The sequence below is a fragment of the Candidatus Krumholzibacteriia bacterium genome (assembly GCA_035649275.1).
In the GTDB taxonomy this organism is placed as follows: Bacteria; Krumholzibacteriota; Krumholzibacteriia.
This window is the reverse complement of sequence record DASRJW010000140.1, coordinates 20368-37464: the sequence shown is the minus strand read 5'-3', so window position 1 is coordinate 37464 and position 17097 is coordinate 20368. Positions and strand designations below refer to the sequence as shown.

Genomic DNA, 17097 nt, shown 5'->3' with positions numbered 1-17097 from the left:
AGGTCTGGCCCAGCTACCGTCGCAGGTGAGTGGCGATCTGCCACACGTTGCCCCAGGGATCCCGCACCATGCCGCGACGGTCCCCATAGGGCGTTTCCCATACCGGCTCCAGCGACATGGCGCCGGCGTCCAGCGCCCGCTGGTAGGTGGCTTCGGCGTCTTCGACATAGACGTAGAGGAACGCCGGGAAGCTCTCTCGGGCTCCGGTTCTGTTCACCATGAGGAGTGAATCGCCGATCCTGATCTGCGACGGAGCGTCGGGGTAATACTCGCCCGTGGCCCCGAACACACGCTTCAGGAAGGTGACGAGTCCCTCCGCGTCCTCCACGACGAGGCGTGGAGTGACGGTATGCCAGCCTGCTGGAAGAACGACGTCGGCCATCAGTCGACCTCCGGTACACCATCGAAGAAGCTGACGACCCCCGTCTCGAGGGAATACTCGGCACCGACGACCACGAGTCCATCCTCCTGGATCAGACGTTCGACGACTTCCGAACCGTGGCGCAGATGGTTCACCGAGACCCGGATGTTGGCGCGAACCGCCTGCCGCACGAGCGCGACCGGGTCGCGGGTGAGCTCCGTAGCCAGCAACGCTTCCACCGAGGGCCGCACCCGGTCGACGATCGAGCGCAGGTTCCGCGACTGGTTTTCTGTCGGTTGCTGGAGCTCTTCCAGAGTGGCTAGAACGGCCCCGCATTGCGAGTGTCCCAGAACCACCACCAGCCTGGTGCCGAACCGCGCCGCGGCGAACTCGACGCTGCCCACTTGGGAAGACGCGACGATGTTGCCGGCGACACGGATGACGAACAGATCTCCCAACCCCTGGTCGAAGACGATCTCCGCTGGCACCCGCGAGTCGGAACATCCCAGGATGATGGCGAAGGGCTCCTGCCCCGCGGTCAGCTCCCGGCGGCGCGCCTGGCTCGCGAGCGTGTCGTGGCTACGTACGTCGGCCAGGAAGCGACGATTCCCAGCGCGCAGGCGCTCGAGTCCTTCGGACGCTGAGATCATCGACGCTTCCTCCTCGGCGTCCACCGGCCGCATCGAAGCGACAACGACTGCCTTCCTAACGTCCTGCCCCTGGCAGGAAGCCCAGGCTCCGCAAGAACTCGGTCTGCTGCGCAATCCCATCGGCACGGGCCACGGGGTCGGGGTCGAAGTCGCTCTCTTGGTTCGTGAGGTTCCTCGTGAGCAAGTGCCCCACCCCAGGGTAGACATGCAGATCGCACCTGCGTCCCAGCGCCGTGAGCGCGGCGCAATACCGTTTGACTCCGGCCAACGGCGTGAGCGTGTCCTTTTCGCCATGAACGATGCAGGTCGGCGGTGTACGGCGACCCACGTGCCGAGCCGGAGAAAGCTCAGCGGCGTTCGCACGACCCTGCAGCAGAGTGGTGAAATAACGATCGCCGACGAGATCCAGTGCCGGGGACCAGAGAAGCAATGCCTCCGGGGCGGCCCTGTCGTCTGGGCAACCAACGGTCACCGTAGCCGCCACGAGCTGTCCACCTGCCGAGACTCCGTAGGCCGCTGCGCGTCCACTCGAGCCAAACTCCGCTGCGTGCGTCTGTATCCAAGCGAAAGCCGCACAAGCATCGGCCAGCGCCTCGATGGGCGTGACCTCTCCGGTCGACAGGCGGTACTCGACGGCAACGGCGACCAGGCCCGCATCGGCGAAGCGCTGCGCCGCCGCGAAGGTCCACTCCGGCGCGCCAGCACTCCATCCACCACCGTGGAACAGGAGGATCGCGTTCGTGGTGTCGCTCTTCCCGTCTTCACGCGGGAGGAAGACGTAGGCGTGGAGGGAATCACCACCGATCTCCCGATACACTCGATCGAGAGGCGGCTCGCGGTCGGCCTGCGCGAAGAGCGGCGTGGAGTGTAGGAACCCCGCCAGGACACAGAGTGCGGCGAGCATCTTCGTCATGGTGCGCTCGTTTCGCTTCGGCGGTCTCGCATCGTTCCGGTTCGGCGTCGCCGGTGCAATGCTGCAGAGGTTCGAGGGCTCCAGGGAGAGTGTACACGGCACGGGGCCTCACTCCCCCTCATCGAACGCGGCGCGGCGTCCAGCGGCGGGCGTCGCGGTGCGTGTACTTGGCGAGGACGCGCTCGAAGGCCTGCGTCATGTCGATCTGCAACGAGTTGCACAGGCAGGTCAGGACGAAGAGGATATCCGCCACCTCCAGGGCGATGTCACCAGGGCGCTCGTCGGCCTTCTTCGGCTTGTGGCCGTAGTGATGGTTCAGCTCCCGCGCCAGCTCCCCCACCTCCTCGCTGAGACGGGCCAGCATGGAGAGCGGCGGCCAGTAGCCTTCCTCGAACTGCATAATCCAATCGTCCACCCGGCGCTGCATCTCGGCCAGGCTCAGTTCCGGGGTGGCATTCCGATTGGAAATGGCAGATGGGCTCGAGGAGGATCTGCTTCGGCTCGGGGCGCCGGCCGGCCTCAGGCCACGGCGTGCGGTGGCAGGGAGCGAGTGGGCGCGACCACGTGAGACGCGCTGCTGGCGCGGGGTCACTGCACGTCCTTTCTTGGCGGCCATTCTCACGCTCCCAGCGGAAGTCCAATCTCGTAGCGCCGCAGCAGATCGAGGGCGAGAAGACAGGAGTAGGCACGATTCGCTTCGCGCCGGCGGCCGAGCTGCAAACGTAGGCTCCATTCGCCATCGGGAGCGGATAGGGCCAGGAAGACGAGACCCACGGGCTTGTCCGCCGTGCCGCCGCCCGGGCCGGCGACACCGGTGATGGCGAGACCGAGGGTAGCGCCGGCACGCGCGCGGGCGGATCGTGCCAAAGCGATCGCCACCTCGGCGCTCACGGCACCATGCTGTGCGAGCATTTCCTCCGGCACTCCCAACCAGTCGCGCTTCGTGGCGTCGGCATAGGTGACGAAGCCGCCGATGAAGTAGGCGCTGCTCCCCGGAGCGGCGGTGAGCCAGCCGCCCAGCAAACCTCCCGTGCACGACTCGGCCACCGCCAAGGTGTGGCCTTTCTCCACGCACAATCGTCGAACGATCTCTTCGAGCGGCACGCCCTCTTCCTCGGTGTAGACGATGTCGCCGAGCGCCTCCCGCACGGCGGCGCATGCCACGTCGAACTCCGAGGCGCTAGCGTTGCTGCTCGCATCCACGACCTGCACGTCGAGCCCCTGACGTCCTGGATAGAAGCCCCAGCGCCAGGCGGCGTAGGCTGCCATCGTCGGCTGCAGGCGCTGAGCGATCTCCGACTCCGGCAGGCCCACGGTGCGAAAGACGGCGCGCCGGGCCGGCGTTCTCCCGCCGAGCCTCCGCAGCTCTGGTAGCACGTACGAGTCGAGCATGGCGCAGAGCTCGTCGGGAACGCCGGGGAGGAGAAAGACGTCGCAGCCTGCCAGGCGCCAGTGCACACCCGGCGCGCTGCCGACGGGATTCGGGATCTTGCGAGCGCCCTGCGGCAGGAGTGCTTGCTTCCGGTTCGACTCGGGCATCACCAGGCCGCGCTCGGCGAAGCGGCGGCGGATGTCGTCCAAAGTCTCCGCGTCGAGCTCGAGGCGCGAGCCGAAGTGCGCAGCGAGGGCTTCTTTCGTGCAATCGTCGGGCGTCGGGCCGAGGCCGCCGGAAACGACGAGGACGCGAGCGCGCTGCACCGCCTCCGCGGCCGCCTGGGCGATGGCCTCCGGCACGTCCCCCACCTGGGTCACGCGTGCCACCTCGTGACCGAGAGCTGCGAGCGCCCGTGCCACAGCGCCGGAGTTGGTGTCGGCGACGGCGCCCGCCAACACTTCGTTCCCCACCACCAGGACTTCGACGCTCACCGGGCCTCCGTTCCCCGGCGCACTCCGAGCCGTGTGCGGGGCTTGCCGTAGCGGCGGAAGAGGGGCTTGCGGAAGACGAAGAGTACGGCCGCACCCACGGCGAGGACACCGAGATGCCAGAGCGCGAGATGCATTCCTGGCCACAACCACATGCAGCCGCGCAGCACGGCTGCCGCGTACACACCGGCAACGACATCGTCGAAAACAACGCCCCAGCCTCCCGGCAGGCGTTCGGCGGCACGGCCTGGCGGCAGCTTCAGCACGTCGAAGACTCTGAAGAGCAAAAAGCCGAGTACGAGCGTCGCCGGCGTGATCGGACCGAAGGCGAGCGTCACCGCCATGCCGCAGACTTCGTCGAGCACCGCCGCCGAAGGATCGTGGCCATAGACGCTCTCCAGTCGCCCGCACGACCAGACGCCGATGACGATGAGCGCGACCACGAGCGCCACTGCCGCCACCGCCGGCAGCGGGAAGACGAAGGCGAAGAACACCGTGGCGATGGCACTCGCGAAGGTCGCGGGGGCCACGGGGAAGAAGCCAGCGAAAGCGAGCGAGGCGATGGCGACGGCCAGGCGCTCGCTCGGGCGCCGCCGCTCTGGAGGGGGGCGAGACCCAGGGCCCGTCGCGGCGTCGCCCGGGCCCGCCACGGCGCTCACGCCAGCTTGCGGAGCACGAGCTTGCTCACGCATTTCAAGGTGTCGAAGACACCGACGCCCCGTGTCGCCACCCCTTCGAAGCTGGGATAGCGCGACGGGTTCAGCTCCTCCTGCAGATCGTCGAGGGCGATGATGTCGGGGAGATCGCGCTTGTTGTACTGCACCGCGAAGGGCACGTCGGCCAGCGACAGGCCGTGCAGCGCCAGGTTCTCGTGCATGTTGTACATGCTCTCCACGTTGGCGTCGAAGCGGTTGATCGAGGAATCCACCACGAAGACGATGCCGTCCACCCCGCGCAGGATGAGCTTGCGGCTCGCGTCGTAGTACACCTGCCCCGGCACGGTATAGAGGTGGAAGCGCACCCGGAATCCCTTGATGCTGCCGAGATCGAGGGGCAGGAAGTCGAAGAAAAGCGTCCGGTCCATCTCCGTCGCCAGGGAGATGAGCTTGCCCTTCGACTCCGGGCGCAAGCGGTTGTAGACGTAACGGATGTTGGTCGTCTTCCCGCCCAGGCCGGGGCCGTAGTAAACGACCTTACAGCTGATCTCTTGTGTAGCGTAGTTGATCAGCGACACGCCCGCCGTCCACGGCTGCGGTGACCCGGGGTCATTCCTGGAAGAGGTCGTCGATTTGGGCCTCGGCGCGGGCGGTGAAGTCCGCGTCCACCTCGAGCCGGGCCACCTGCACGTGATGCTGCGCCTTCTCGAACAAGCGCTGGAATACCACCGTGAGACGTTCCACCGCGCGGGCCACGCGCAGGCGCACGAGCCCCAGCGTGGCGCGCCGGTCGAAGAGCACCGCCAGGATGACGCGTGCTTCGACCCGCGACAGGTACATGCTCTCGTTCGTGCCCTGATGGTAGAGGGTCGAGAAGTCCTCCTCGCCGATCAAGTGCGCCAGCTGCCGGTTGGCTTCGAAGTCGGCGGCACAGAGCGCGGCGAAGCTCATCACGTCGAATTCCGCCGGTGTGGCCAGGCTCGTGATCACCTGTCCGGTGCCATCCACGAGCAGAACGCTCCGGGCGTTCGCTCCCTCCAGGAGCTCGGTCAGTACCCCCCGGAGCGCCCAATAGTCTTCTTCGAAGATCGAACCGCCCGCCTGCACCTGCTCTCCCACCATTACACCTCTTGCCGGCCTTCGAAGGCCCGCCCCAGGGTGGCCTCGTCGAGGAACTCGATGCTGCCCCCGACCGGGAGCCCCCGAGCGAGCCGCGTCACCCGCACGGAGAGCCCCTCCAACATCCGGGAAACGTACAGTGCCGTGGCCTCGCCTTCCACCGTGGGGTTCGTGGCCACCACCACTTCCCGCGTGTTCCCGGCTCGGACGCGCTCCTGCAAGTTCCCCAGGTGGAGCTCCGCCGGGCCCACCCCGTCCATGGGCGAGAGCACGCCGTGCAGGACCTGGTAGCGGCCGCGGAAGGCGCCGGTGCGCTCCAGCATGTACACGTCCTGGGGCTGCTCGACGATGCAGATCGCGTCGTCACTCCGCCGCGGGTCGGCGCAGATGACGCAGCGAGCCTCTTCGGCGACGTTGCCGCACACTTCGCACAGCCCGACGCGCTGCTTCACTTCGAGGAGGGTGCGGGCGAGCTCTTCCACCGCCGGACGCTCGCTGCGGAGCACGAAGAGCGCCAGCCGCTGGGCCGACTTCTCCCCCACGCCGGGCATCATCTTGAAGAGGGCGACGAGCCTGGTCAGCAGCGGCGAACCAAAGATCAAAGCGTCCGTCCTCGTGGCTCGGCCGGGCGCTCACGTCCCTGGGAGACCGAAGGCGCCGGCGATCGGCCCCGCCAGGTGGCCCATCTCTTGTTGCACCAGCTCCTGGACCTTCTGCTGCGCGTCCCGGAGTGCGGCGAGGACGAGATCCTCCAGCATCTCCATGTCGCCCGCCAGCTTCGGGTCGATCTTGACGCGCAACGGCTCGCTGGTGCCGTTGAGCGCGATCGTCACCAGGCCGCCTCCGGCGCTGCCGACCACTTCGCGCTGGCGTAGCTCTTCGCGCAATGCCTGCATCTTGGCCTGCATCTGCTGCGCTTGTTTGAGCACGTCGCCCATGTTCTTGAACACGCTGCACCCTCCGGATCACGGCTGCCGCGGCGCCCGGCTCAGCCGTCGCGCTCTTCCAGGATCTCGGCGTCGAAGGTCTCGAGGATCTCTTGCAGGAGCGGCAGGCGTTCGCTGGCGCCGACAGCCTCGCGCCGGCTCTGCACGATGTCTTCGTGGCTGATCCGCCCGGACGACAAAGGCGCCCCGGGAGGACTCTCCGCTCCGGGCAGGCACGGCACGAGCTGCAAGGGCCGGCCGAAGTAACCGGCGAGGAGCTGCTCCAGCTCCGCCCGCGCGTTGGCATGTTGCAACATCTGCAAAGGGAAGCTCTGCGTCTCTCTGAACTCCACGTGCAAGCGCGCCCCCTCGAGTCGGGCCGGCACACCTTCGGAGAGACACTGGGCGAGCAGCGCTTTCGATCCCGCCACCAACTGAGTGAACTCGGCCCAGCGCTCTTGCACCTCGCCGAGCTCCACCGCAGCGACGATGGTGGCACCGCCGACCGCAGGAGGCCGAGACTCGCGCTGCACGAGTCCGGGCACAGCAGGCCGAGTTTCGTGGGAGACAAGGCCAGGCGCTGCAGGCCGAGCTTCGTGGGGGGCGAGGCCGGCCGCCGGCAGTCGCGGCTCCAGCGAGGCGCCACCGCGGGTCGGGAGCTGGGACGCTGACTCGCTGGCGGCGGCGACCGGTGTGCGTGGCGGCGTGAGCAAACCCGCCGGTGCTTCGGGCGCGGCGCCGAAGGCGAGGCCGTTCGCGCCCTGAGTGTCGGCAGTCGGGACGGGAGAGGCGCCGGTGAGCGCCGAGGCGCCGCCACTGCGCCCGCGGCCGCGCGCGGCTTCTCGGGCGGGACCTGTGCCTGTGCCGCCGCGTGCCGCCGGCGGCTCCGGGGCACCACCGCCGAGCTTCTCCAGCACCTCGGCCAGGAGAACGCGGGACTCGAAGCGCGCCAGCTCGACCGTCGCGGCCTCGAGCACCACCATGGGCTGGCTCGAGTTGCGGATCTCCTCGTGTAAGGCGGCGGCTCGGTTCAAGAGGTAGAGCAGATCCTCGGTGCGGAAGCGGCGCGACAGCTCCTCCGCCCGCTGCAGATGCGCTTCGCCGAGTTGCACCGCCCGGCGCAACGCCGGATCCACCGAGAGGAGGAGCAGGTTGCGGAGATGCTCCACCAAACCGAGCACGAAACCAGCGGGGTCGGCGCCCTCGCGCTGGGCCGCGTGCAGCAACTCCACCGCGCGCACCGAAGAGTGGGCCAGGAAGGTTTCGGCGAGCTCAAGGTACACCTCCTCGCGCACCAAGCCCAGCACCTCGGCGACATGGCTCTCGCGGATCTTGCCGCTCTGGCTGGAAGCGACTTGATCGAGCAGGCTCAGACCATCGCGCAAACTGCCGTCCGCCCGCTTGGCCAGCAAGTGCAGCGCCGCGTCGTCGATGTCGAGCTTCTCCTTGGTGCAGATCTCCTGCAACCGCCCGTGGATCTCCTCGCTGCGCAAGCGGCGGAAATCGAAGCGCTGACAGCGCGACAGAATGGTTTGCGGCACCTTGCGCGGCTCGGTGGTGGCGAACACGAAGAGGACGTGCGACGGCGGCTCCTCCAGCGTCTTCAGCAAGGCGTTGAAGGCACCGGTGGACAGCATGTGCACTTCGTCGATGATGTAGACCTTGTGCTTCCCCGGCGCCGAGGCTGCGTACCGCACGTTCTCCCGCAGCTCGCGCACATCGTCCACGCTATTGTTCGAGGCGCCGTCGATCTCCAGCACGTCGAGACTGCGGCCGGTCTTGATGCCCGTGCAGCTCTCGCAAACGTCGCAGGGTTCGCCACCCTTGGGGCGCTCGCAGTTGAGCGCCTTCGCCAGAATGCGGGCGACGGTGGTCTTGCCGGAGCCGCGTGGTCCGGTGAAGAGATAGGCGGGAGCCAGGCGCTTCTCGAAGGCGCGGCGCAAGGTGTCGGTGATGTGGGATTGCGCGATAACTTCGGAAAAGGTTTGGGGGCGGTACTTCCGCGCCAGCGCCACGTAGCTCATGGTTCCCCCGAGCCGCGAGGCCCCGAAAAAGCCAGAATCAGGTTGACCAGCGCACCCGAGAGGTGTCCCTTACCGCTGCTACCTTCCGGTCCTGACGGAGTTCGGGATCTCCCGTTGCGTGGGACCTGATTCCAGCCTTCGCGGTTTCGCGGCAGCCAAGCCCCGACCCGCTGCATATGGTGGAGATGAAGGGATTCGAACCCTCGACCCCCACGTTGCGAACGTGGTGCTCTCCCAACTGAGCTACATCCCCGTAACCGAGCCCGGCAGCAAGTTCTAGCATCGCTCCCGGGCCCTGTCAACCGCGACGGCCGTCCGGAAAAAGCAGAAGCCACGCCCGAAGGCGTGGCTCTGCGTGCGAGCCATGTTGCCGAGCCGCCGGCGTCCGTGGCGGCCTCCAGGAGCGAGGCGGCCGCCGCCGGAGAACCTCAGTAGCTGATGCGACCCCCGGGCATGATGCTGCTCGTGATGATCTTCTGGTCCACCAGGTGGAAGATGCTGTGGATCACGATGCTGCCCTCTGCATGGGCGAAGCGTCCCGTGCCGCCGTCGATCTCCACCACCATGAACTGCTCCTGGGCGTCGCCAGGATGATCGTACCCGAGTTCGTAGACCTCGCCACCTTGGATGGTGCCGCGAACCTTGTCCCCGTTCGCTGCTTCCAGGATGACCTTGCCCGAAGCACTCACCGGCTGGCTGCAGAAGTCATGCGGGTAGTCGCTGAGAATCGTTGCGGAGGAAGACGTGGTCGGCCCGACGGGGGAGAACTCGCCCGCCGCCTTCTCGCTCCAGTCCCAGGCCGCGGAAGCCGTGAGCTCGGTCTGACCCAAGTGCGAGACGTTGCCCCGGCTCTTGACCTCGGCGCCGGCGACCAGGCCGTTGCAGGTGCTCTCGACGAAGTGGGAGACCACCCAGACCGGCTCGAAGCCCTTGAAGGAGCCACGGATCGGGCGCTCCCCCCGGTCTCCGTTGTGGTCGTCTTTGGAAGACGGGCCGGCCGAACCAGGATCGACGGTCTTGGGCTTCATGCTCAGACCATCGGGGGAGGTCAGGGGCTCGCAGCCCACCAACCCTAGTGCAATCAGAGCCGCCGACACCAACACGAGCGGCATAAACCTCGGGATGCGCATGATCCATTGCTCCTCTGTGAAATGCGCACGCCAGCGCCGCAGCGCTCGTGCGGGGGCGCTCCCGGGAAGAGAACGGAACCCGGGTGGGGGTAGAAATGAGTGTACTTGGGGTGAGTCGGAGCTTTCAAATCGGGCCGTCGCGGCATGCTCCGCCTGCGTCATTTCACGCAAGCAAGGTCATCGCAGCGGTATGAGAATGGGAGCAGTGTCGCTTCGAGTCCTCCTGGCGTGATTCCACGCCACCGTCAACCCGCTGGCTCCCGGGCTGCGGCTCGCCGATACTGCCGGACATGTCGCGCACCGAACGGGTCGTGCAAGCCGGCCTCGCCGCTCTCCTCCTCCTGCACGCCGTCTCGCTGGCCGTCCCGGCGACGCTCTGGTCCCTCTCGGCCCTCGCGGTCTGGCCGCGGCCGTGGGCGGTGGCGTGGACCGGCGCGGCGCTGCTCGCCTGCTTCGCCGCGCCGTTCCTCGCGGCGCGCTTGCGGCTGCCTGCGTATCCAGGCCGCCGCGGGGCCGCGCTGCTGTCGCTGGCAGCAGCGGTCGCTTTCTGGCTCCTGCGCCAGCGCACGCACTTCTCCGGCGACGGCTTCCTGCTCGTTCGCGATCGGGGCTGGTCGGAAACGGTCACCCGCGCCCGACTCCTGGTCGAGTGCACCACCCGCACCGTGCACGCGGCGGAATCGAGCTTCGGCTGGAGCGCTGAACGGACGCTGGCGCTCCTCTCGGTGGCGAGCGGCGTCGCCGGAACCTACGCCCTCTTCCGCTTTGCCGCGTCCTTGACTCCGGAGCGCGACGGCCGCTGGCTCGTCGCCTGCCTGCTCCTGGGCGGCACCTGCATGCAGCTCTTCTTCGGCCACGTGGAGTACTACCCGATGGTGGCGGCGGCGCTCCTCGTCTACCTGGCGCTCGTCGCCCGCACCTGCTCCGCGCGCTTCACCTCTGGCACCCTGGTCAGCCTCGCTGCCTTCGGCGCTCTCCTTTCCTTCCACCTTTCCACTCTGGCGCTGGCCCCCGCGGTGGGCTGGCTCGCCTGGCGTGCGTGGAGGCTGGGCCACCGCAAGGCGGTGGGGATCGGCGTGGCAGCGATCCCGCTCCTTGCGGCACTCCTCGTTCTCGTCGCGAGCGGCCGGCCAGGGTCTCTACTCACCACCTCCGTCGGCGGCTGGACGCGCTACACCGCCGCCTACTTCGAACCTACGAGCGCCCGGCATGCCTTCCCCTTCTTCTCCCTCGCCCATGCCCTGGCGGTGGGCAACGACATCCTGCGCGCCGCGCCGCTCGCGCTCCTCGGACCCCTGATGTTCCTGTTCCTGCGGCAGCAGCGACCAGGGGCGGTGCCAGCCCTAGAGTTCCTCCTCCTCGCGGCCACAGGAGTGTTGCTCACGAACAGCGTTTTCCTCCGCGAGCTCGGCCCCTATCGCGATTGGGACATCTTCGCTCCCTTCGGCTTCGTCCTCCTCGGCTGCACGGGGGCTCTCCTCCTGGCTGCAGGAGCAGCGACCCGCGTGACGATCGTCCTCGTCCTCATCGGGAGCGTGCACTCTCTCCTGCCCTGGATCCTCACCCTCGCCAGCCCGAAGGCCGCCGTAGCCCACGTCCACCGGGCGCTCGAAGCCGAGTCGCAGTGGTCTCCGCACGCTCGGGCCTACATGCACGAGGAGCTCGCCATCTGGCAGCGGCAGCGTGGCGATGCTGCGCTCGCTTTGCAGGAATATGAAGCGGCGGTGCGAGCCAACCCCGCCGATGCCCGCTACCATGTCGGGCTCGCCAACCAATACGCCGAGCGCGGGGAGATGGCGGCGGCCGCGCGGGAGTATGCCCTGGCCCTGGAGCGCCGGCCGGACTACGCGCCGGCGCACAACAATCTCGCCTACGTGCTCGCCCAGCAGGGGCAAGACCTGGACCGGGCCCGCGAACACGCCAGGCGCGCTCTCGCCTTGGAGCCCGAGAATCCGGACTACCTGCTGACCTTGGCGCGAATCGAAGTCGCCGCCGGGCGTCCCCTGGTAGCGCGAGCGGCGTTGCAGCAGGCCCTCGAGCGGCGTCGCGTTTTCCCCGAGGCAGAGAAGCTGTTGCGCTCTTTGCCGCCGTGAAGTTCCCAGGCGCCGTGATCGAGCGGGTAGCAGTGGCCGCCGACCCTTGCCCTGCAATTGCGGCAGGGGACGCGATGCGGCGGATCGGATCAGAGCGCGGGCGGCCGGCCCAGCCGCTGCCGCGCCTCGTCCTCACCGTCGCAGACGTTGAGCAGGTTCTCGAGCTTGCAGACCCGGAGCACCGAGCGCACTCGGGGCGTGCAGCCGAAGAGAGCGATGGCGCCCTGGTTCGCCTGCACCTGCGAACGAAGTTGCATGAGGGCCCCGACGCCGGCGCTGCTCATCCAATCGACGGCGCTCATGTCGAGAAGGAGAGAAGGTGTGGAAGGCGCGATTCGGGCCGCGAGGTCGTCGCGCGCCAGCGCCGCGCCCTCCGGGTCGAGATGTCCCGCGAGCGCGGCACAGGTGCCGGGAAAGGCCGGGTCGACTCTGCAGCGCACATGCATGCGCCATCGTCCCCTACTGGTCTTGCGAGCCGCGGCTGGTGGCGCTTCACACGGGCAGCCGGCGGCGGGGCCCCGCCGTCCCGGCGGAGCCCCCAGTTGGCGGAGAGAGAGGGATTCGAACCCTCGGTGCGGTTTCCCGCACACACGGTTTCCAACCGTGCCGATTAAACCGCTCTCGCATCTCTCCTTGATCCTGTCGCGCCCGACGACGGAAGCACCTCTTCAAGGCTCTTCGTCGGGGGGGAAAGGGTCGGAGGCCGCGACCTCGCGACCTTGCCGGCGCAGCTCACGGAAGAAACGCCGCAGCACGAAGCGACTTTCCTCGGCGAGCACGCCATCGATGCACTCGACGCGGTGATTCATCTGCACCTGCGCGAGGACGTTCACCACCGAGCCGCAGCCCCCGAACTTCGGGTCCCTGGGTCCGAAGATCACCCGCCGCAACCGCCCGAGTTGGATGGCCCCGGCGCACATGGCGCAGGGCTCCAGAGTGACGTAGAGATCGGCGCCTGTCAAACGCCAGTCGCCGAGGGCTTCGCCGGCGGCGCCAATGGCCAGCACCTCGGCGTGTGCTGTCGGGTCGTGGGTGGCTTCCGTGCGGTTGTGCCCCCGGCCGAGAACGCGCTGGCCCAGCACCACGACGGCCCCCACCGGGACCTCGCCCTCCTCGGCGCCGCGCATGGCTTCGTCCAGGGCCAGGCGCATCCAGCGTTCATGTTCCTCCAAGGGCTCCATGCCGGGCTCCACTCGGTGTTCAGTTCCGGGTCTGCGGGAAATGCGCGACGAGGACGCTCACCACGATGTCGACGACCTCGCTGAAGTCGGGCGGCGCGTAGACCCCGCCCACGGTGCGCTTGTTGGTGCGCTCCACCTGTCGCTGCAGCTCGGCGATGTTCTCCTCCGTCGGACCCGAGTAGCGCTGTCCATCCTTGAACTGCGAGTCCGCCCCGAGCCACAGCCGCTTTCCCGTGACGCCATCGAAGAGCCCCAGCATCAGTCCCACGTGCGTCCGCGCCGCGCCCGTGTCCATGATGTCGATCAGATCTTGGTGCCAAAGATCGACGGCTCCACCCACGATGGCGTCCGCGTGCAGTCGCGCCGCAAGGTCGCGGAGGAAGGCCTCGTCGACGTCGTCGTGGTCGGAAATCCACTTCTTGTAGAAGTGCGCCAGGTTCTGGGTGAGGCCGGCTTCCTGCAGGATCCGTTTCACCTCGCTGGGCGGCAGCAGGGTGTACTGCGTCGCTGCATTGAGCGCTGGGTAGAACTTCGCCTCCACCATCCCCGCCGCGATCTGGTCGGGATCCTCGTCTTCCGCTACGTCGGAGGCGAGGGGCAGCGCCGCGAGGGTGCGCAGCGGCCGCTGCCCGAAGCTCGGCTCGAGGATGCTCGTCAACCGGCGTTCGCGGCCGGCGCCCGTCCCGCCGCAGCTGGCTAGCCAGAGGAGGATGGCGAGCGCGCCGATGGTTCTGCAGGACATGGGCTCCCCGGGGTGGAAGAGCGGCGCGCGGGCACGAATCTCGCGAGCCCTCGGCGGGGTATAAAAGGCGCAGCCGCCTGGCCCTGCATAGCACGATGATTCCAGGGCGGCAAGTTCAGCTCCCAAGCCACTGTACGCGGCCCAGCCGGAGGGTGCGGAGGCTGGGCCCATCAGTTAGTGTTGGGAGAGCCATGGTGCGCATGTCCCCGGGACATTCCCAGAGGTCGGGCAGACGTCGCGGAGGGATGGGGATGAGTGCAGTAAACCTGCGGCAGGGTCTTCTGGGCCTGGTCCTGCTTTTCGGGATCACCCTGGGGGCGTCGCTCTGCGCTGCCCATCCGGCTGCGGGCTCGGCTCAACCCCCCTCGAGTCCCGAGTCGCCCCCCTTCCGAGCCTTGCGACAGGCCGGTGAGCGTTTCACAGCCTCATCTTTGACAATGCGTTACGACACCGACCTCGCCCTGTTCCTGAATCCACGAGACCGGCGCATCGACCTGGACGATCTCGACCTCCACGGGCGCTTTCCTTATGGCGACACCCCCGAGGATTCGACGGCGAAGGCTCTCTACGAGCGCGCCCAGCGGGGCGAGGTCGCCGAAGTGACCCCGCCGGAAAAGGCCGAGATCGCGCCGCCCCAGCCCGGTGTGCACACCGGCATCCCGAGCGCCGCGGCGGCGACGGGCGCCCTCATCGGCGGCCTCGCCATCCTCATCAAGATCCTCACGCTGGGAATCTGAGGTTCTGCTTGCTGGCAGGCTGGCGCGCCTGCTCTCCGGCGCGCCGCGGAACGGGCCACTTGCTTTCCCCATGGTTCAACCGGTGAGACCGAGTTCTGCGCGTGAGGCGGCCCGTTCGGCTCGTAGGCGCGCCAGCCCGACTTCGCGCTCCGTTTGAGGCAAGAATGCCGCCTCCAACCCGGCATCGGCGCAGGCGTCGAGTTGCCGGAGACCGAGGCCCAGCACGCGGTGGGCGGCAATCCACTCGCGGCTCAAATCGGTGTCGAAGAAGCTCGGGTCGTCGCTTCCGATGGTGCAGCGCAGACCTTGGCTGAGGAGGAGCGGCAGCGGATGCGCCTGCAGCTCCGAGACGACGCGGGTGCGGACGTTGCTCGTCGGACAGACTTCGAGAGTGATGCCGCGCTCCACCAGGAGGTGCACAAGCTCCGGGTCCTCCAGGCAGCGGATGCCGTGGCCGATGCGCGTCACCTGCAGCTCCTCGACTGCCTCGCGCACGCTCGCCGCGCCGGCACCTTCACCGGCGTGCGCCGCGCGCCCCAGGCCTGCCTCCCCCGCTCGCGCGTACGCCGCGGCGAAGAGCCGCGCCGGGAAGTTCACCTCGTCACCACCGAGGTGCACGCCGACGACGCGCGGATGCGCCCGCTTCGCGATCTCTTCCACCTGCGCCGCGGCGAACTCCGGCCCGAAGTTGCGCACCAGATCGAGAACCAGGTTGTAGCGCGGCAGCGACCCTCCTCGCCGTCGCGGCTCGAGCACTGCGGCCTCCGCTTCGCTCACCGCCGCCAGCAGCTCGTCCCAAGGCATGCCGAGGCGGACAAAGATCGCCGCCGAGAACAAGACCTCGGCATAGAGCACCTGTTGCGCCGCCAGCTCCTCGAAGAGGTCGCGGGCGACGTCGTGGACGTCCTGCACGTCCCGCAGGCTGGTGACGACGAAGCGGAAGTGCTCGAGGAAATCAACGAAGCTGTCGTGGTGGAAGAGCCAGGCAACGTCTTCGGGGCGACGCAGGTGTGTGTGCAACCCGTGGCGTTGCAACACGGCGAGCAGACGCTGCGGTCGCACTGCGCCCTCGAGGTGTACGTGCAGCTCCACCTTGGGAGCCCGACGCAGGTAGGACTCGGCACTCGGCGCTTCGGAAGGGCCGTCTGCTTCAGGTGCGCTGGCCGGCATGCGCCGCGTTTTCCTGTGCCCGGTCGCGGAGGTACTCGACGAGCAGGCGCACGCCGACGCCGGTGCCGCCTTGCGGCCGGTAGCCTTCGGCGCGGTCGAGGTACGAGGTGCCGGCGATGTCCAGGTGCGCCCAGGGCACAGTGCCGACGAAATGCTTGAGGAAGGCGGCCGCGGTGATGGTGCCGGCGTTCTTGCCGCCGGTGTTCTTGATGTCGGCGATGGGGGTGCGGATGAGTTCCTCGTAGTCTTCCCACAGCGGTAGCTCCCAGAGCCGCTCGAAGCAACGCTCTCCGGCTGCTTTCAGGGAGTCGACGAGGGAACGATCGTTGCCGAGGACTGCCGTCGCCGATTGCCCCAAGGCGATGAGCGCAGCGCCGGTGAGCGTGGCCAGGTCGACGATGGCGGCCGGCTTGTAGCGCTGGGCGTAGACGAGCGCATCCGCCAGCACCAGACGGCCCTCGGCGTCGGTGTTGTCCACCATGACCGTCTTGCCGTTGGCCATGCGCAGGATGTCGCCGGGGCGATAGGCGCTGCCGCCGAGGAGATTCTCGGTGCACGGGACCAATCCCACGAGGCGCACCGGCAGGCGCAGGCGCGCCGCCGCTTCGACCGCACCGATCACGGCGGCACCACCCCCCATGTCGCCTTTCATCTCGTCCATCTTGGGGGCGGGCTTGATGCAGATGCCGCCAGAATCGAAGGTCAATCCTTTGCCGACGAAGACGTAGCACGGTGTCCGCGGCCCCGCTCCATCGTACTCGAGCACGACGAAGCGCGGCGGTTGGTCGCTGCCGGAGGACACTGCGAGGAGGCCCGCCATTCCCAGCTTCGTTGCCGCGGCGCGGTCGAGCACGGTGCAACGGAAGCCGTGCTCCTTGGCCGAAGCGCGGGCGCGCTCGGCCATCTCGGTCGGGGTGAGCTCGTTCGCCGGCGCGTTCACCATGTCGCGCACCTTGCGCACCACGTCGGCCAGGATCTCGCCCTGCTCGATGCCGCTGCCGGCGGCCTTGTCGACCTGGCGCACGGCCACGAACGTCACCGTCTGCAGCTTCTTGCTATTGTCTTCGTTGGGAGACTTGTATTTGTCGAAGCGATAGTCGCCGAGGAGGCTGCCCTCCGTGAGGGCCTGCGCCATGGCCGCGTCGCCCAGCGGGCGGGGCGCGGGAAAGAGGAGCCCGAGCTCACGGGCTTGCAGCTCTCCGGCGCGGGCAACGGCGCGGGCAGCCACTTGGCGGATGCGCTCCAGGTCGATGTCGCTTTCCTTGCCGGCGCCGAGGAGCACGATGCGTCGCGGCCCGGTGGTCTTCGGGTTGTAGAGGGTGACCTGCGTGCCCGGTTTGCCGCGGAAGTCGCCGGCGCGGAGCACCGCACCGAGTACGCCGCCGCAGGCCTTGTCCAGCGCGGACAACGGGCCGCGTAGGGCCTCCCCTTCATGCAGGGGTACGCACAGCACGGGCACGCGCAGGCGCGCCAAGTCCGATCTTCGCAGGCGAATCTGCATCGTGGGACATTAAACCAAGCCGGAGGGGCCG

The 17097-nt window shown here is 68.2% G+C and carries 19 protein-coding genes, 2 tRNA genes and 1 other RNA gene; 2 read left to right on the top strand and 20 right to left on the bottom strand.

The features are described from left to right. Nucleotides 1-13: 13 nt before the first annotated feature. The 14 genes from VFE28_15650 to VFE28_15585 all read right to left on the bottom strand — a co-directional run bounded on the left by VFE28_15650 (nt 14) and on the right by VFE28_15585 (nt 9540). Nucleotides 14-382 carry a VOC family protein gene (locus VFE28_15650; protein ID HZM17430.1) on the bottom strand — a complete coding sequence of 123 codons (369 nt, stop codon included), beginning with the start codon at nt 380-382 and terminating at the stop codon, nt 14-16. Further along, on the bottom strand, nt 382-1011 hold the full coding sequence (locus VFE28_15645; GenBank protein HZM17429.1) for a carbonic anhydrase: 630 nt from the start codon (nt 1009-1011) through the stop codon (nt 382-384). The genes VFE28_15650 and VFE28_15645 overlap by 1 nt, the downstream gene beginning before the upstream one ends. Before the next feature lie 55 nt (nt 1012-1066). After that, entirely contained in the window at nt 1067-1924 is an 858-nt protein-coding gene (locus VFE28_15640) for an alpha/beta hydrolase fold domain-containing protein (protein HZM17428.1), read from the bottom strand. Between the two features lie 118 nt (nt 1925-2042). Then, nucleotides 2043-2366 (bottom strand): nucleotide pyrophosphohydrolase, encoded by a 324-nt coding sequence (locus tag VFE28_15635; protein ID HZM17427.1) that lies wholly within the window; start codon nt 2364-2366, stop codon nt 2043-2045. Between the two features lie 176 nt (nt 2367-2542). After that, nucleotides 2543-3790, bottom strand: coding sequence for a CinA family nicotinamide mononucleotide deamidase-related protein (locus VFE28_15630; protein ID HZM17426.1), 1248 nt, complete (start codon nt 3788-3790; stop codon nt 2543-2545). After that, entirely contained in the window at nt 3787-4446 is a 660-nt protein-coding gene (locus VFE28_15625; GenBank protein ID HZM17425.1) for a phosphatidylglycerophosphatase A, read from the bottom strand. The genes VFE28_15630 and VFE28_15625 overlap by 4 nt, the downstream gene beginning before the upstream one ends. Continuing rightward, a complete protein-coding gene (locus tag VFE28_15620) occupies nt 4443-5021 on the bottom strand; it encodes an ADP-ribosylation factor-like protein (GenBank protein ID HZM17424.1) in 579 nt (192 codons plus the stop codon). The genes VFE28_15625 and VFE28_15620 overlap by 4 nt, the downstream gene beginning before the upstream one ends. Before the next feature lie 31 nt (nt 5022-5052). After that, entirely contained in the window at nt 5053-5565 is a 513-nt protein-coding gene (locus VFE28_15615) for a roadblock/LC7 domain-containing protein (GenBank protein ID HZM17423.1), read from the bottom strand. Further along, the gene (gene recR, locus VFE28_15610; GenBank protein ID HZM17422.1) at nt 5565-6161 is read right to left on the bottom strand and encodes a recombination mediator RecR; all 597 of its coding nucleotides are present in this window, start codon (nt 6159-6161) and stop codon (nt 5565-5567) included. Before recR ends, VFE28_15615 begins: the two co-directional genes overlap by 1 nt. A gap of 33 nt (nt 6162-6194) precedes the next feature. Beyond that, nucleotides 6195-6512, bottom strand: coding sequence for a YbaB/EbfC family nucleoid-associated protein (locus VFE28_15605; GenBank protein ID HZM17421.1), 318 nt, complete (start codon nt 6510-6512; stop codon nt 6195-6197). 38 nt (nt 6513-6550) lie between these two features. Continuing rightward, nucleotides 6551-8512, bottom strand: a complete 1962-nt coding sequence (gene dnaX / locus VFE28_15600; GenBank protein ID HZM17420.1) for a DNA polymerase III subunit gamma/tau — start codon at nt 8510-8512, stop codon at nt 6551-6553. Between the two features lie 32 nt (nt 8513-8544). Next, an RNA gene (ffs, locus tag VFE28_15595) (signal recognition particle sRNA small type) lies at nt 8545-8643 on the bottom strand. Nucleotides 8644-8689: 46 nt separating this feature from the next. After that, nucleotides 8690-8765, bottom strand: a tRNA-Ala gene (locus VFE28_15590). A gap of 175 nt (nt 8766-8940) precedes the next feature. Next, nucleotides 8941-9540 (bottom strand): hypothetical protein, encoded by a 600-nt coding sequence (locus VFE28_15585; protein HZM17419.1) that lies wholly within the window; start codon nt 9538-9540, stop codon nt 8941-8943. Nucleotides 9541-9932: 392 nt separating this feature from the next. Here VFE28_15585 and VFE28_15580 point away from each other — a divergent pair, with 392 nt between their 5' ends. After that, nucleotides 9933-11735: a tetratricopeptide repeat protein gene (locus tag VFE28_15580; GenBank protein HZM17418.1), complete on the top strand. Its 1803-nt coding sequence runs from the start codon at nt 9933-9935 to the stop codon at nt 11733-11735. Between the two features lie 89 nt (nt 11736-11824). Here the strand turns inward: VFE28_15580 and VFE28_15575 are convergent, their stop codons facing one another. The 4 genes from VFE28_15575 to VFE28_15560 form a co-directional block, all read right to left on the bottom strand. Continuing rightward, entirely contained in the window at nt 11825-12181 is a 357-nt protein-coding gene (locus VFE28_15575) for an STAS domain-containing protein (GenBank protein ID HZM17417.1), read from the bottom strand. 97 nt (nt 12182-12278) lie between these two features. Beyond that, nucleotides 12279-12368 (bottom strand) — tRNA-Ser (locus tag VFE28_15570). Nucleotides 12369-12403: 35 nt separating this feature from the next. After that, nucleotides 12404-12916 (bottom strand): tRNA adenosine(34) deaminase TadA, encoded by a 513-nt coding sequence (gene tadA / locus VFE28_15565; protein HZM17416.1) that lies wholly within the window; start codon nt 12914-12916, stop codon nt 12404-12406. Nucleotides 12917-12935: 19 nt separating this feature from the next. Beyond that, entirely contained in the window at nt 12936-13658 is a 723-nt protein-coding gene (locus VFE28_15560) for a hypothetical protein (GenBank protein HZM17415.1), read from the bottom strand. Nucleotides 13659-13909: 251 nt separating this feature from the next. Here VFE28_15560 and VFE28_15555 point away from each other — a divergent pair, with 251 nt between their 5' ends. After that, nucleotides 13910-14395 (top strand): hypothetical protein, encoded by a 486-nt coding sequence (locus tag VFE28_15555; protein ID HZM17414.1) that lies wholly within the window; start codon nt 13910-13912, stop codon nt 14393-14395. 75 nt (nt 14396-14470) lie between these two features. Here the strand turns inward: VFE28_15555 and add are convergent, their stop codons facing one another. Next, nucleotides 14471-15565: an adenosine deaminase gene (gene add / locus VFE28_15550; GenBank protein ID HZM17413.1), complete on the bottom strand. Its 1095-nt coding sequence runs from the start codon at nt 15563-15565 to the stop codon at nt 14471-14473. Further along, complete coding sequence (locus VFE28_15545; protein ID HZM17412.1) at nt 15546-17066, bottom strand: leucyl aminopeptidase; 1521 nt, start codon at nt 17064-17066, stop codon at nt 15546-15548. Before VFE28_15545 ends, add begins: the two co-directional genes overlap by 20 nt. Between the last annotated feature and the right edge of the window lie 31 nt (nt 17067-17097).